The sequence below is a fragment of the Cellvibrio sp. genome, from assembly GCF_046347455.1.
In the GTDB taxonomy this organism is placed as follows: domain Bacteria; phylum Pseudomonadota; class Gammaproteobacteria; order Pseudomonadales; family Cellvibrionaceae; genus Cellvibrio.
Genome location: NZ_JAXMGC010000005.1, coordinates 148,580 through 164,260, shown reverse-complemented (window position 1 = coordinate 164,260; position 15,681 = coordinate 148,580). Strand labels below are relative to the sequence as shown.

Below are 15,681 nucleotides of genomic sequence, written 5' to 3'. Positions count from 1 at the left end.
ATGGGTGCGACTCTTTTAATAAGATATTGCTGCTATTGATAACAAAATAGAATGTATGTGCGTACAAACGGCACAAAATGATTGCCCTTTATACGCGCAGAGAAAAACGTTGACATGAACCTGTGTTCCCGATGCACAAACTTGAGCTTGATATTTGTTTATGTGCACCAGATGCAGGCGTTAAGTTGTCGCTACTGAATGCGCAGTTGGCCCACGAAATTACAGGGTTTGTGTCTGCTATCCAACTGCTCCACTATAATTTTTTGCCAAGCCGTAACACATGCGCCTGTAGAACCCGGCAAACAAAAAATCAATGTGCGATTGGCTAAGCCTGCGGTAGCGCGTGATTGAATGGTAGAGGTACCGATTTCCTCATAGGAAACCTGACGAAATAATTCACCGAAGCCAACGACGGTTTTGTCAAATAAAGGAACAACTGCTTCTGTGGTGCTATCGCGCCCGGCGAAGCCGGTTCCTCCCGTAATCAAAATAACTTGTGCTTGCTTGTCGGCTATCCATTTGGAAATCACCGCGCGAATTTGATAGATATCGTCGATCACCAAATCGCGCTCGTATAAATGATGCCCAGCTGTCGTTAAAAGATCTTGCAGCTTTTGGCCAGACGTATCCGTTTCTAGCGAACGCGTGTCCGAAACGGTCAATACGCAAATATTCAGCGGTTCAAATTCTTTTTGGGATGACATAGGAATCCTGCTTTCTAAATACGAGTGACTTATTAGCCACCCGTCATGCTCATAAACCGTAAAATTTTCGGTTCATCGTTGAGATTAAAATCGTGCTTTTCTGGTTTGTACTGAATTGCATTGAGAAGCGCGCTTCGCAACGCTGATTCGGGCTGTGGGTTGTTTCGCATGGCCGCACGCAAATCGGCACTATTCTCTTGCCCCAAGCATAAGATGAGTTTGCCGGTTGCGGTAACACGAACCCGGTTGCAGCTACTGCAAAAATTCTCGGAGTGAGGCGAGATAAAACCAATACGGGAGCTATAGCCGCCCGCCTTCCAATAGCGCGAGGGGCCGCCGGTCGTTACATCATCTGGCTTTAGCGAGAAGTGCTGAGAGATTTGGTCGCGCAATTCGGCGCTGCTGACGAACTCAGCAGCGCGCCCATGGCCGTCAATTCGGCCCAGCGGCATTTCCTCTATAAAGCTGATATCAAGGCCTTCGTTGAGCGCAAACTTCACCAGATCCACCGCCTCGTCAGCATTGTAGTGTTTGAGCGCGACGCAATTAAGCTTGGTATGTTGGAATCCCGCCACTTGCGCAGCCTTAATCCCCGCAAACACTTGGTCTATATCGCCAAATCGGGTTAGCTGCTTAAAGCGCTCTGGGTTAAGGGTATCAAGGCTAATGTTGATTCGGTCTACACCGGCGTCTTTAAGTGCTTGAGCATGCTGAGCAAGGTGGGTTCCATTGGTTGTTAGGCAAAGCTCCTCGAGGGGGAGTTTTCCTAGCTGCTGCACAAGCTCAATAATTCCCTTTCTAATTAAAGGCTCGCCACCGGTAATCCGGAGCTTGGTTACACCCAATTCACACAGGGTTTTACCCAGCAGCACTAGTTCTTCTATTGATAGCACTTCCGATCTTGGAAGAAAGGTCATGTCCTCTGCCATGCAATAGATGCAACGCAGATCACAGCGGTCAGTAACCGATAGTCGCACGTAGGTAATAGCGCGACCAAAGCTATCGATCAGGGTTTGCGGACTAGGGACACTGGCGCTCATAGGGATAATCGTAAAAAAGTAAGGGCTTACTCTATAGGTCTATTGAAAGTGGCTCAAGCACAACCGTTTTGACTTAGCAAAGATTTAAGGGTCGCCCAGACTGGGATTTACGTAACGCCCCAAAACTGGGATTTTAATCTTTTTGAAATCACCTCCTCAATTTTCCCTGCCAAATTTTTCAATTTAGCGAGTAATTAATCGGGCTTCGCTTTCATAAAAACGGCAAAAAATTTCAAAATGCTTTTTCGTGGTGCTATGTGCACCACCATTATGTTTTATTGAGGTGCATTTTTAAAATTCTAGCGCAACGCATTTTGCATTCTAATGGCGCGCACTTGCACCATAAAAAAACATTTATATTCAAATATAACTCGGCTCAATTTCAATCACGCAACAATAAATCCTTCTCTGGAGACCACTAACCCCATGAATTAAAAGGATTTAAATTTTCGCAGACGACAATTTCTGAAATTGGCATTGCACTTGCAAAACTCCTTTCAAGTAAATCCAGAAAAAGCATCTGGCAACTTTTGAAGGGCACAACCATGAAACACACTTCAGCAAACATGAAAAAAGCGATTCCGCTTTCTGGCGGTGTTGATGCACAACAAAAGTTGCGCGGTGCTCGTGAAGGAAAAGTGTGGCTGGTTGGCGCTGGGCCAGGCGATGCAGATTTACTCACCGTTAAAGCATTGAAGGCGATTAATTCCGCCGACATCATTTTTTACGATCAATTAGTCAGCGATGAAATTTGCGCGCTCTTTCCAAAAGCAACACCTGCTCTCTACGTTGGAAAAATCAAAAACAACCACAGCATTCCGCAAGAAGATTTAAACCAATTGTTGGTTAATCAAGCTCAGCTTGGCTTGAACGTGTGCCGCATTAAGGGTGGCGATCCCTTCGTATTTGGTCGCGGCGGCGAAGAATTATTGGAGCTGCGCAAAGCGGGAGTCGACGCTGAGGTCATCCCCGGCATCACATCTGCATCGGGCTGCAGCACCTATGCCGACATTCCCCTTACTCATCGTGGCTTATCGCTAGGTTGTACGTTTGTTACTGGCCATGCGGAAAAAGCGCTGGACATTAATTGGAGTGCTTTGGCGCAGTTAAACCACACTCTGGTTTTTTATATGGGTCTAACTCGCGCTGGCGACATCTCTAGCAATCTATTAGCAGGCGGTTTGGCCGCAAATACCCCTGTTGCCATTATTGAAAACGGCTGCCGTAAAAATCAACGAAATATCATTTCCGATTTAGAAAATTTTCCTGTTGCAGTACTGCGCGAGCAAGTGAAATCGCCCGCACTCATTGTAGTTGGCAAAGTTGTGGGTATGCATATGCAACTGCAAATAGATACCTGGATAAAGGAAGCTCAGTTGTCCGCGTGAACGACTGAATAGCGATTTAACAGAATTTAATTACGTAAAAGCAAAAACCTGAGGCAATTATGAAGAAGCGTATTGTTGTAGTCGGTAACGGCATGGTGGGTCACAAATTCATCGATAATTTGGTGAACCACGCTGATGCCGCAAATTATCAGGTCATTACTTTTTCAGAAGAGCCGCGCTTGGCCTATGACCGCGTTCAGTTATCAAAATATTTTTCCGGCTCCACCGCCGATGATTTGATGCTGACCAGCGAAGATTATTACAACGAAAAATCCGTCGAATTTATTTTGAAAGATAAAGTGGTTGATCTCGATCTTGAAAATAAAGAAGTGATCACTGCATCAGGTCGCCGTGAAGCATACGACAAATTAGTTCTTGCGACAGGTTCGTTTCCATTCGTTCCACCAATTCCTGGTAACAACGGCGAGCATTGCCTCGTATATCGCACTATCGAGGATTTAGAAGCAATCACGGCCTCTGCAAAAGTCAGCAAAGTAGGTGTGGTTGTAGGCGGTGGTTTGCTCGGTTTGGAAGCAGCTGCAGCGCTGAAAAACTCCGGTCTTGAAACCCACGTGGTTGAATTCGCGCCGCGTTTGATGGCTGTTCAACTGGATGAAGGCGGCGGTAAATTATTGCGCCGTAAAATTGAAGCACTCGGTGTTCGTGTGCACACGCAAAAGGCCACCACAGAAATTGTCGCAGGTACCGAAGCGCGTTACCGCATGAATTTTGCCGATGGTAGCCACTTAGAAACCGATATGATTTTGTTCTCTGCCGGTATTCGCCCACAAGACGAACTCGCACGTAAATGCGGAATTCAAGTCGGCGAGCGCGGTGGCATTGTGGTTGATAATCACTGCCAAACATCGGTGAAAGATGTTTACTCCATTGGTGAATCTGCACTTTGGAACAACCGTATTTACGGTTTAGTAGCGCCGGGTTACCACATGGCGAAGGTCGCTGTGTCGCATATTACTGGTGGTTCGGAACAGTTTACCGGTGCTGACATGAGCACCAAATTAAAATTATTGGGTGTTGATGTGGCCTCTGTTGGCGACGCACACGGCAATACTCCCGGTTCATTAAGTTACACCTATAGCAACGATGTAGAAGAAGTTTACAAACGCATAATTGTTTCAGCAGACAACACCAAATTATTGGGAGCTGTGTTGGTAGGCGATGTAGAAGCCTACGGCACTTTGCAACAGATGTGTGTGAACGGAATGGATTTGCCGGAAGATCCTAACGCGTTAATTTTACCTTCTGTGGATGGCGCAAGCCACGCTATGGGGGTAGATGCACTACCCGAAACTGCACAAATTTGTTCGTGTATGGATGTGAGCAAAGGTGCAATTTGCTGTGCGGTGCAAAACGGCGCGCAAACCATGGGGGATATTAAGGCGGTTACCAAAGCATCCACCTCATGCGGTGGTTGTACTGCACTGGTTAAGCAAATCATGGATGCCGAGTTGGTAAAACTCGGGGTAGAAGTTAGCAATCATATTTGCGAACACTTCCCGCATTCACGCAAAGAGTTGGCCGACATAGTTCGTATCAAGAAAATAAAATCTTTTGATGAATTATTAGATAGCCACGGTAAAGGTTTAGGCTGTGAAATTTGTAAACCAGCGGTAGGCTCTATTCTTGCGTCATTCTGGAACGAGTTTGTTTTAGATAAGAAGCATATAGGTTTGCAAGACACCAACGACATCTTCTTGGGCAACATGCAAAAAGATGGTACCTATTCAATTGTGCCGCGTGTAGCCGGTGGTGAAATTACACCAGAAAAATTAATTGTGTTGGGCCAAGTCGCCAAAGAATACAAACTCTACACAAAAATTACCGGTGGCCAACGTATAGATTTATTTGGTGCTCAATTACATCAATTACCCGCAATTTGGAAAGTGCTGGTGGAAGCCGGTTTTGAAACCGGCCACGCCTACGGAAAATCGCTACGTACAGTGAAGTCTTGTGTAGGTTCTACCTGGTGCCGTTATGGTGTACTCGATTCAGTAGGCATGGCCATCACGCTGGAGAATCGTTACAAAGGTATTCGCGCACCACACAAAATAAAATTTGGTGTTTCTGGTTGTACGCGCGAATGCGCGGAAGCCCAAGGTAAGGATTTTGGTGTGATTGCCACCGAAAGCGGTTGGAATTTATATGTGTGCGGCAATGGTGGCATGCGTCCACGTCATGCCGATTTATTTGCAACAGGTTTGGATGATGCAACGCTGATTAAATACATAGATCGCGTGATGATGTTCTATATCCGCACTGCCGACCGCTTGCAACGAACATCTGTGTGGCTGGAAAACATGGAAGGTGGTTTGGCTTACCTCAAGAAAGTTGTTATAGACGATAAGCTTGGAATAGGCGAAGAGTTAGAAGCTCAAATGCAATCCAGCATCGACCAATATCAATGCGAATGGAAAACCACTGTAGAAAACCCTGAACTGCAAAAACGCTTCAAGCACTTTATCAATTCAGACGATCGTGACGAAAATTTAGCTTATGTTGTAGAGCGCGAGCAAATTCGACCCGCTACGAAAGAAGAACGTGAGAACAAAATCGAATTGGTTGAGCTTGTAGATTAAACAGCGAATTTACGTCATGTGTCTGCAGGTGCATCAAACATTCAGTTTATGAGAGAAATGCTATGAGTGAAAAAAGTTGGATTAGCGTGTGTTTTGAAGATGATCTATTTTCAGACACCGGAATTTGCGCAAAGGTAAAAGGTGAGCAAGTCGCAATTTTTAAGTCGGGCCGCCTAAATGAAATATTTGCCATTTCAAATTATGACCCTATCGGCGAAGCAAATGTGTTGTCGCGCGGAATCATAGGTTCTTTGGGGGATGCGGTGGTAGTGGCATCACCCTTGTATAAAGAGCATTTCAATTTACGCACCGGGGAATGCCTTGAAAAGCCGGAATACGCAGTAACAGTGTATCCGGTAAAAATTGAACAAGGCGTGGTGCACGTACAAGCTTAGTTATTAACCTTCTTCTTCGACTGCTTCATGAGTCGGTTATGGGCAGCCTTATGGCTGCCCTTTTTTTATTTTTCTAATTATTATTGTTGTGTTATTAGTATTTGAAACCCACACCTAGCATAAATACTGTGGGGTCGATTTGTACGTCCACGCTTGCTGCACGCTTCCCATTAACATTGATATCCGCTGTAGTATCTATATCGATTTTCCAAACCGCCGCGTTCACATAAATGTTTTCGGTTATCTTCCAATCTGCACCGACTTGATAGGCCAACCCAGTTGAATATGAAAGTGAAATATCACTTTTTCCACCTAATGCTGTATCCAAAGTCGAACTTGCATTGGTTTTAAAAAAGTTGGTGTAATTCACACCCAATCCTACATAGGGCTGAAAGGTTTCCCCATCGAGAGGGTAGTACTGCACGGATACTGTCGGTGGTAAGTGTTTGGTGCTGCCAATGTCTACACCTTTTAACGCACCTGTTCCAACAATATCATGTGAAAACGGAAGCGCAGCAAGCACTTCAACACCCCAATGCTTGTTAATGAACCAAGTGCCGGTGAAACCGAGGTTGGTGTCATTTTTTACATCCACACCTCCACCTAAAACAGATCCACTGCTCGCATCTGGCTGAACGCTCGCAGCGCCAACGCGGAAGAATAATTCATTTTGCTCGTGAGCATTTGCCGCTGAGGCCAACAATAAAGCGGCCGCGAAGGTTAAGGATTTACGCATATTTTTTTCCTCTATCAATTTGTCTGTAGCAGTTCCTATTCTGTACCTCTCCTCAGTAATTTTTATGATGCAAATCAAACGAATAGGCTTGATATTAAATTTGAACATCACTTCGTTTTGAGTTGACATACATCAAGATTGTTTTCGCAAAGTGGAAGTAGCTGAAAAATTGATGACCCCCATTATGTTAGGGAGCGAACATACGCATAACAAAATGGCTTATAGGTTTAGGGAGATTGGCAATTTGCTTTTTTTTCAGACGCGATATAAACGGGGTAGAAGATGACCACGCTTTCCAATTCCAACATTTCGTCGGCGAGAGCCTGGCAAACCAGGCGAGTTCTACAAAAAATTCGCGACGGCGTTTTTTCGACCTACGAATTATGGCGACTCAAGCAAACACCCTTCGTCATCATCAGCAATAATTGCTGGGGATATGAGCTCTATAGCTCAACACGCCGTGAATACAACACGCCCTTTATTGGATTATTTATGAAGCCTGAGTCTTATCTTAAGTTTCTCGAAGGCTTCGATAAATATATTTCTGCGGAGTTGAATTTCGTATCACAATCAAAACAGGGTCTTCAACCAAAGCCCTATCCCGTTGGAACACTTGGCGACGATATTGAAATTCATTTTTTGCATTACGCCTCTGAAAAGGAGGCACGCGAAAAATGGAATCGTCGTGTATCGCGGTTAAAACTAGCATTGGAGTCAGGTGCGGAGCTTTATGTAAAACTATGTGATTGTGAAAATTGCACTACCGGCCAACTCGCTCGTTTTCACAAGCTGCCGTTTAAAAACAAACTATCCATAGGCTTGCTCGAGTTTAAACATACTCATCATTTGCAAGTACCCAATCTGCGCAACAAGGATACTCACTCCTTAATTGACGGCGCGAGGTTATTTAAAAAACGTTACAGCTATTTCGATATTACTGGTTGGTTGCGCACGGGGAAAATTAAAAGAAGTTTTGTATCGCGAACTTTTTCACTCATTTCATAAGTATGGCGTAGTATTTGCTGCATTTCATTTGGGTCTTTGTTTATAAACCTTAATGGAAAAAACGCCGAGGCAATCAATGAATCGTAACCATGTAACAGAAAAAATTATCACTCAAAAAGTATTAAAGGGTATTAAATGGTGCGAGGTCGCACAAAAAGTGGGCCTAAGTAAAGAATGGGTAACATCTGGCTGCCTTGGCCAAATGGCGTTTAATGAGGAGCAGTCAAAAATAATTGGAGAGCTATTTGAGCTGACGCAAGAGGAGCAAAAATGGTTGCAGGTTGTTCCCTACAAAGGCTCACTACCCACCGCTGTGCCCACAGATCCGCTGATCTATCGCTGGTATGAAATTGTAAATGTCTACGGCACAACCATTAAAGAATTAATTCATGAAGAATTTGGTGACGGCATCATGAGTGCCATTGATTTCAGCATGGATATTGTGCGCGAACCCGACCCTAAAGGCGATCGTGTTAATGTAGTGTTGTCGGGGAAATTTTTACCTTATAAATCCTATTAGCGAAAAAAAAATTAATGAATGCCCACATTTGTGGGCATTCTTACGCTGACGTACGATTCACCACTGAGTTTCTTCACCCGCTTATCCGCGCACACTTAACACTTTGTGTCAGCTAAATCCTCTTTCTGGGGCTTTATTTCCACTTTTTGTGCGTTCTGGAATGCTGATAGGCAGCTAGCTGCCGTACATTTCTTGTGCATCAAAATTCTGAAAGGTAGAATCACGCAATATAAATACATAGCAAATAGGATTTGTATGCGTGCAACAACATTTTTGGCAATCAGCTACCACAGTGTCGAGCTCCCTGCGGGACATGTATTTTGCGAACCAGAACCAAATGCTGAAATTAAGGCTAGTTGTTTAGGCGATTTTGGCTTTCGCCCACAAGTAACGGGGTGAAAATAAGCTTATGCCTTATCATCACGCCCATAATGCAAAGCATCGAACCACTGGTTTTTTCGTTGTTGTTTTACTTCATTTTTTAGGTATTTATGTTTTAGCCAATTCTTTTGCAGTATTCAACAAACAAAAGATAGTTACCGCAATAGAAGCAGAAATTGTTGAAACGCCGCCTCCAGAACCGGAAGAAATTATTCCTAGAGAGCCAACCGATGTTCAAACATCAATTCCGGATTTTGTTCCTCCACCAACACTCGGTTTTGCTGCAGACGCAACCCCCACCAGCAATGCTATTCAATATGTGCAAAACTCGACCCCAACACAGAACGAAAACCCCACCTTCGTCAAAGCGAGAAGATCTTCAAAAGGTTTAACACACCCCAAATACCCCGAAGAGGCTGCGCGCTTAGGTGAGCAAGGTACAACGGAAATGAATTTAAATATTGCTGAGAGTGGGGCAGTTGTTAGCGCGAAAATAATATCGTCGAGCGGGTCAGCTCGCTTGGACGAGGCTATTATGAATCACGCCATACGTTACTGGAAATTTACGCCCTGTATGGATCAAGGCCGCGCGGTGTCGTGCTGGTACCCGTTCACTTTCCAATGGAATATAGAGAACGCAAAAAAGAAGGGCACGTGGAAATCTGTTGTGGCTGCAAAGGACGAGTAAAAAGCTGCTTTACATCACCTTCAACAATCCCTTCACATCACTGACATGACGGCGGCTGATAATAGGCCGCTGTTCGGTATCCGCTAAACGGACTTGATATTGTCCTTGAGCGGCTCGTTCGATGGCTTCTATATGTTTTATAGAAATGAGCGCATTGCGGTGAATGCGGATAAACCTGCCCGAAAACTCTTCCTCCAATTCTTTTAAAGTTTCATCGAGAAGATGCTCTCCATTGCGGTGAAAAACAGTTACGTATTTATGGTCAGCAACGAAATAGCGAATATCGTCCAAGGCGATTAATTCAATTCCCCGACGCGTTTTCGCGCTTATGTGTGTGCGCGCATTTTTATTTTCTTGCGCTGGAATTTGTGCAGCCGCGCGTTGTGCCTTGTTAAGTTTTTGTGCTTTGTTAAGCGCATCCTGTAACTGTTCAGCTTTAATGGGCTTTAATAAGTAACCTACAGCGGTTGTACCAAAAGCATCAAGTGCGTATTGGTCAAATGCGGTACAAAAAATAATAGCGGGTGGGCAATCCAGTTGGCTAATCTCATGTGCGAGTGTAAGGCCATCTTTGCCAGGCATGCGAATATCAAGAAGAACAATATCCGGGTCCTGCTCATCAATAGTAGCCAGAGCTGCCTCCGCATTGTCTGCCTCTGCAATGATATGGTGTTCACCCAACTTTTCGATCATGCGTACTAATCGTTGGCGGGCCAAGGGTTCATCATCGACAATTAAAATTTCCATGTTGATGCTCTCATTTATTTTTTTATTTTGTCAAAGGACAGAAAATATAAGTCGTAAAAACGCCTTGCTCTTCGCTGGAAGACAAACGCGCGGCATTGCCATAGTGTACTTGCAAACGGTGGCGAATATTATCCAGTGCCATACGGTTGTGGCGATCTTGTGATGGGGTTTGCGCTTGCGCTGAATTTTTTCTCACTAGTGGATAGGGGTTTGCGATTGAGATCATTAATTGATTTTTGGCTTGTGATATTTTTATCGTCACAGTACCGCCTTTGGGCATGGGTTCAATGCCGTGAAAAATCGCGTTCTCGACCAAGGGTTGCAACATCAGGCTCGGAATTTTTATGTCATCGCTTTGCAATTGGATTTGCCAATCAATTGTGAGGCGCTTGCCCAAGCGTAGCTGCTCAATTTCTAAATAACGCCGGCAAAGTGTTATTTCGCGCTCCAAAGGAATTAATGTAGGTTCCGCGAGGCTCGCTCTAAACAGCTCCGCCAAATCTTCAATAACTCGCTCAGCTAAATCAGGGTCCGAACTGATCAGGCTTGCAATGCTATTCATGCTGTTAAATAAAAAGTGAGGGCGAATGCGCGACTGCAAGGCCTGAATCCGCGCGTGCAATTCGGCTTGTTGTTGGTTGCGCAGTTGTTGCTGTAAATAGAGATAGCGCAGAGTTATGCCCGATAAAATTGCCGAAGTAATTAAGTTATTGAACAACTGCCAAACATCCAAACGGAAGGGCTGCCCGCGCGAGTACATACCCGTGGCGAAACCTTGCAGGAGATATTGGCCAATTATGGACATGATCAGTGTCGTTGCGATGACTACTCCGTAGGACGCAAGCCCTGCCTCCACCGGCGATCGTGTGCGTAGCCACGGCCTCATCCGACAAATAAGTAGGGCACTGATAAGGCTAATCCATTGGATTTGAAATGAGTAAAGCGCCAGCGAGTCCCAGCTGAAAAGCGGGAGAAACGAGGCGTTCAGGGTTAGCAGCAGAGCAATGAGCTCGGCGACCAAAACCAGCAACAACACCGATTGGGGGTTGCAAAGGTTGGGTAGAAAATCACCGCTTGCGCCTTTATTCTTGGTTTTGGTCACGTGTTTCTGGCTCCAGAGCCGGTCAAATGGGGCTATAATGCCCGCCTTTATTTATCGCTATATTATGTCTTCTTTTTCTATTCTTCTTTCTTTAATTCTTCACGGAAACATTCCACATGAGCCAAAACGATCAGCCCATCAAACCTTGGGGCGGCCGCTTTACGGAAGCGACAGACGCCTTTGTTGAGCGCTTTACTGCCTCCATCGGCTTTGATTATCGTCTCTATCACCACGACATTAACGGCTCCATTGCCCATGCCACTATGCTGGCGAAAGTTGGGGTGTTAACCGAGGCTGAGCGCGATCAAATTATCACCGGCCTTGAGGAAATCCGCGCAGAAATTGTGGCGGGCAAGTTCAATTGGTCTGTCAGCCTTGAAGACGTTCATATGAACATCGAAGCTGTACTGACTCAACGTATCGGCATTACCGGTAAAAAGCTTCATACCGGGCGCTCGCGCAACGATCAAGTTGCTACCGATATTCGCCTTTATTTACGCGACGAAATCGATGCCATCGCCAAAGAGCTTACTCGTTTGCAACAAGGCCTGTTGAGTGTAGCTGAGCGCGAAGCAGAAACCATCATGCCCGGCTTCACGCATTTGCAAACGGCGCAGCCTGTCACCTTCGGCCACCATTTGTTGGCGTGGTTTGAAATGTTGCAGCGCGATTATTCACGTCTGATAGATTGTCGCAAACGCATGAACTACTTGCCCTTGGGCGCCGCTGCACTTGCGGGTACAACCTATCCGATTGACCGCGTTTACACTGCACAATTACTAGGTTTTGATGGTCCAACGGAAAACTCTTTGGATTCCGTAAGTGACCGCGATTTCGCAATTGAATTTTCCAGCTTCGCATCAATTTTGATGATGCACTTGTCGCGCTTTAGCGAAGAGTTGGTGTTATGGACTTCATCGCAATTTAGCTTTATCGATTTGCCTGATCGCTTCTGCACCGGCTCGTCGATTATGCCGCAAAAGAAAAACCCCGATGTTCCAGAATTAGTGCGTGGCAAAACCGGTCGCGTTTACGGTCATCTCACTGCACTGTTAACGCTCATGAAATCACAACCGCTCGCGTACAACAAAGACAATCAGGAAGACAAGGAACCTGTGTTCGATGCGATTGATACAGTGAAAGATTGCTTGCGCGCATTTGCCGATATGGTGCCCGCCATTCAACCGCGCAAAGATAAAATGTACGAAGCCGCCAAGCGTGGTTTTTCTACCGCAACCGATTTGGCAGATTATTTAGTTCGTCGCGGCGTACCTTTCCGCGATGCCCATGAAATCGTCGGCAAATCCGTTGGCTACGGCGTACAAACCGGTAAAGACCTTTCTGAAATGAGCTTGGCAGAATTACAACAATTCTCCACGGTTATCGAGCAAGATGTTTTTGCGGTGCTGACTTTAGAAGGCTCAGTCGCAGCGCGCAATCACATAGGTGGTACCGCGCCAGCTCAAGTCAAAGCTGCTGTAGAGCGCGCTAAATTAAAATTGGCGACGCGCGTTTAAGTGTTTAAAAAAAGCCGCGCTTAGAACCGCGGCTTTTTATTTTGTGATGAATTTTTTGAGACGACCTTATGTACGACCATTACGACGCTTTAATTTTTGATATGGACGGCACGCTCGTTGATAGCGGCCAATTACACGAATTCGCTTGGAGCGAAATGCTGAACAAATATGGGATTCCAATTGATCGCGCGTTTATGCGTTCTTTGGCTGGCGTTCCCACCAAGGGCACGATTGAAATTCTCTTAGAAAAATTCCAGCTGACTGTTGATGCCAGCTTGGATGAAATGAATGATTTCAAAGAAGCTTGGGTGCATGAAAATATGCACAAATTTGTAAAGCCCACAGCGCTTATCGAAGTCGCACAAAAATACCACGGCATTAAACCCATGGCGATTGGCACAGGTGCTTATACACAGGAAGCAAAAACCATTTTGGGCTTGTGCGGATTGGATAAATACATTGATGCGGTAGTAGGTGCAGATCAAGTTAAAAACCCTAAGCCAGCGCCAGATACATTTTTACGCTGTGCAGAGCTATTGGGCGTATCACCGGAGAAATGTGTTGTATTTGAAGATTCAAAACTTGGATTGCAAGCAGCAGCAACGGCGGGTATGGCGGGAATAGATGTTTTATTAGTTCACGCAGTAGAAAACGATTATTTTTTATAAGACAAGTTGTCGGGTGGCATCCCAATATTATTTGTATCGCCGCGAATATCCCAGCCTTCGGCAGCCTGGATATTGTTAGCACCTAATCCTGACCAAATTCTAATCTTGTTGTCACCTATGGACCCGAGAAAACAAAAATGAAATATTTTTTTGCTGGTGTACTGCTGCTTTTGTTTACAAAGTGTTTTGCCAACGAAGAACATCAATATAGTTATGAAACCATTATGGGTAACACTATTGCTTGGTCGTGCGAAGGCTCCGGCTCGCCAACTATTGTTCTAATGGCCGGCATGGGACTGGATGCGCACTCATCCTTTGAGGCTGTGTACCATAAATACCAAGGGAAAGGCACCATCTGCATGTATGATCGCGCCGAAATTGGTGCCAGTACATTTAAAGAACCTAAATTAAGAAAAATGGACGAGTTAGTGGACGAACTTCATCAACTCAAAACAAAAAGAGGCTGGGAAAATTTAGTGTTAGTTCCGCATTCATTTGGTGGATTAATCGCAAGAGGTTACGTTTCTAAGTATCCTGCGGATGTTAAGGCTGTTCTCTTTCTAGATGTTAACCACGAAGACTGGGTTCCGCACCTTCAAAAGAAAATGTCTGCAAGTGATTGGGATATCATGGAGTTTATTATAAAGTGGAATTCTACAACCTTTCACGAAGACTATTATGAGGCTCAAGAGGCCGCCAGATCATTTAAGTTTCCGAACACTATGCCTATTACCGTCATATCCAGAGGCATTCCCTTAACAAAAATTAGAAGAAATAAAATGACTTACGAGGGAATTAATACTTTCAACGAAGAGCACAATAAACTTCAAAAAAGTATTGCCAAGCTATCAAAAAATTCCAGACATATAGTTTCAAAAATTTCACCTCATGAAATATGCAGTTATGACCCTTGGCTGGTAATGGATGAACTCAAATATTTATTGGAAAGAATATAACCATTGTACATTTAACGTCACGCGATACTGAAGTTTCAGCGCGGGTTCCTTGAACCTTTAACCAGAGATAATTTATGTCACTAACAACCACATCTGATCTACATATTTCACAAACCTCTTTTGGTCACTCGACAGAGGGCGTCGCTGCAAGCTTATTCACCTTGACTAATGCGAATGGCTTGATTGTAAAAATCACCAACTTCGGCGGAATTATTACCGAAATCCACGTTCCGGATAAGCACGGCCAGTTTACTGATGTGAATCTTGGCTTCGATTCCATCGAACCCTACTATAAAGATTCACCGTACTTTGGTGCGCTTATAGGTCGTTTTGGCAATCGAATTGCTGGCGGGAAATTTACGCTCGATGGTAAAACCTATGAGTTAGCTACCAATAACGGCAACAATCATTTGCACGGCGGCTTGGTTGGGTTTGATAAGGTTGTTTGGAATGCATCTACGTTTAAGACAGAAAACTCCGTTGGCTTAACCTTAAAATATTTAAGTGTGGATGGTGATCAAGGTTATCCCGGCAACTTGGATGTGACTGTTGTTTATGAACTGACAAATAACAACGAAATTTTAGTGAAATACCACGCCGTAACCGATAAAGCGACGCCTGTTAATTTAACACAACACGCTTATTTTAATTTGGCAGGTAAAGGCGGCGATATTTTAAATCATGAAGTGATGATTAATGCTGATCGCTTTACTGCTATTGATCCAGAAGCGATTCCAACGGGTGAATTGCCATCGGTTGTAGGCACACCCTTCGATTTCCGTACACCACATTTGGTCGGCGAGCGAATCAACGAAGATCACGAGCAGTTAAAGAACGGTAATGGCTATGATCATAATTTTGTGCTGAACAAAGCGCACCCCAAAGAATTAAGTTTGGCGGCGCGTGTATTTGAAAAGAACTCCGGCAGGGTGTTGGAAGTATTTACGCAAGAACCCGGTGTGCAATTTTATTCCGGCAACTGGATGGATGGTTCGTTAACAGGTAAAGGTTGGCACTACACGCGCCGCTGCGGTTTATGTTTAGAGCCGCAACACTTTCCGGATTCACCCAATCAGCCCCATTTCCCGAATACCATTTTGCGCCCAGGCGAAGAATATAGGTCGGTAATGAGTTATAAATTTTCTGTTGTGGCTTGATTGAATTTGTCTGCGAGTTAACAACCGGCTCAGGTGCGCTTAGAGAATTAGTTTAAACAGCTTTAAACCTATAAAAAAAG

15 protein-coding genes are annotated in these 15,681 nt (G+C 44.7%); 10 read left to right on the top strand and 5 right to left on the bottom strand.

Annotation, left to right across the window (positions count from 1 at the left end):
- Positions 1-191: 191 nt before the first annotated feature.
- On the bottom strand, positions 192-704 hold the full coding sequence (moaB, locus tag U1F02_RS10975) for a molybdenum cofactor biosynthesis protein B (RefSeq protein ID WP_409990436.1): 513 nt from the start codon (positions 702-704) through the stop codon (positions 192-194).
- 32 nt (positions 705-736) lie between these two features.
- Positions 737-1,744: a GTP 3',8-cyclase MoaA gene (moaA, locus tag U1F02_RS10970; protein ID WP_409990435.1), complete on the bottom strand. Its 1,008-nt coding sequence runs from the start codon at positions 1,742-1,744 to the stop codon at positions 737-739.
- 545 nt (positions 1,745-2,289) lie between these two features.
- Between moaA and cobA the strand changes: the two genes are divergently transcribed.
- The 3 genes from cobA (at position 2,290) to nirD (ending at position 6,124) form a co-directional block, all read left to right on the top strand.
- Positions 2,290-3,132 carry a uroporphyrinogen-III C-methyltransferase gene (gene cobA, locus U1F02_RS10965; protein ID WP_409990434.1) on the top strand — a complete coding sequence of 281 codons (843 nt, stop codon included), beginning with the start codon at positions 2,290-2,292 and terminating at the stop codon, positions 3,130-3,132.
- A 59-nt stretch (positions 3,133-3,191) separates the two neighbouring features.
- Complete coding sequence (nirB, locus tag U1F02_RS10960; protein ID WP_409990433.1) at positions 3,192-5,729, top strand: nitrite reductase large subunit NirB; 2,538 nt, start codon at positions 3,192-3,194, stop codon at positions 5,727-5,729.
- Positions 5,730-5,791: 62 nt separating this feature from the next.
- The gene (gene nirD / locus U1F02_RS10955) at positions 5,792-6,124 is read left to right on the top strand and encodes a nitrite reductase small subunit NirD (protein ID WP_409990432.1); all 333 of its coding nucleotides are present in this window, start codon (positions 5,792-5,794) and stop codon (positions 6,122-6,124) included.
- Between the two features lie 94 nt (positions 6,125-6,218).
- On the opposite strand, the gene U1F02_RS10950 is transcribed toward nirD, so the two are convergent.
- The gene (locus tag U1F02_RS10950) at positions 6,219-6,860 is read right to left on the bottom strand and encodes an OmpW/AlkL family protein (protein ID WP_409990431.1); all 642 of its coding nucleotides are present in this window, start codon (positions 6,858-6,860) and stop codon (positions 6,219-6,221) included.
- 282 nt (positions 6,861-7,142) lie between these two features.
- On the opposite strand from U1F02_RS10950, the gene U1F02_RS10945 reads away from it, so the two are divergent.
- The 3 genes from U1F02_RS10945 to U1F02_RS10935 all read left to right on the top strand — a co-directional run bounded on the left by U1F02_RS10945 (position 7,143) and on the right by U1F02_RS10935 (position 9,454).
- The gene (locus U1F02_RS10945; RefSeq protein WP_409990430.1) at positions 7,143-7,865 is read left to right on the top strand and encodes a DUF1919 domain-containing protein; all 723 of its coding nucleotides are present in this window, start codon (positions 7,143-7,145) and stop codon (positions 7,863-7,865) included.
- A gap of 76 nt (positions 7,866-7,941) precedes the next feature.
- Entirely contained in the window at positions 7,942-8,385 is a 444-nt protein-coding gene (cynS, locus tag U1F02_RS10940) for a cyanase (RefSeq protein ID WP_409990429.1), read from the top strand.
- 409 nt (positions 8,386-8,794) lie between these two features.
- The gene (locus U1F02_RS10935; RefSeq protein WP_409990428.1) at positions 8,795-9,454 is read left to right on the top strand and encodes an energy transducer TonB; all 660 of its coding nucleotides are present in this window, start codon (positions 8,795-8,797) and stop codon (positions 9,452-9,454) included.
- A 9-nt stretch (positions 9,455-9,463) separates the two neighbouring features.
- Here U1F02_RS10935 and U1F02_RS10930 read toward each other — a convergent pair whose 3' ends face one another.
- Positions 9,464-10,201 (bottom strand): LytR/AlgR family response regulator transcription factor, encoded by a 738-nt coding sequence (locus tag U1F02_RS10930; protein WP_409990427.1) that lies wholly within the window; start codon positions 10,199-10,201, stop codon positions 9,464-9,466.
- Between the two features lie 22 nt (positions 10,202-10,223).
- Positions 10,224-11,303: a sensor histidine kinase gene (locus U1F02_RS10925; RefSeq protein ID WP_409990426.1), complete on the bottom strand. Its 1,080-nt coding sequence runs from the start codon at positions 11,301-11,303 to the stop codon at positions 10,224-10,226.
- Positions 11,304-11,419: 116 nt separating this feature from the next.
- On the opposite strand from U1F02_RS10925, the gene argH reads away from it, so the two are divergent.
- The 4 genes from argH to U1F02_RS10905 all read left to right on the top strand — a co-directional run bounded on the left by argH (position 11,420) and on the right by U1F02_RS10905 (position 15,601).
- Complete coding sequence (argH, locus tag U1F02_RS10920; protein ID WP_409990425.1) at positions 11,420-12,820, top strand: argininosuccinate lyase; 1,401 nt, start codon at positions 11,420-11,422, stop codon at positions 12,818-12,820.
- A gap of 68 nt (positions 12,821-12,888) precedes the next feature.
- On the top strand, positions 12,889-13,488 hold the full coding sequence (locus tag U1F02_RS10915; protein ID WP_409990424.1) for a beta-phosphoglucomutase family hydrolase: 600 nt from the start codon (positions 12,889-12,891) through the stop codon (positions 13,486-13,488).
- A 137-nt stretch (positions 13,489-13,625) separates the two neighbouring features.
- Positions 13,626-14,444, top strand: a complete 819-nt coding sequence (locus tag U1F02_RS10910) for an alpha/beta fold hydrolase (protein ID WP_409990423.1) — start codon at positions 13,626-13,628, stop codon at positions 14,442-14,444.
- Between the two features lie 74 nt (positions 14,445-14,518).
- A complete protein-coding gene (locus U1F02_RS10905) occupies positions 14,519-15,601 on the top strand; it encodes an aldose epimerase family protein (RefSeq protein WP_409990422.1) in 1,083 nt (360 codons plus the stop codon).
- Positions 15,602-15,681: the final 80 nt, after the last annotated feature.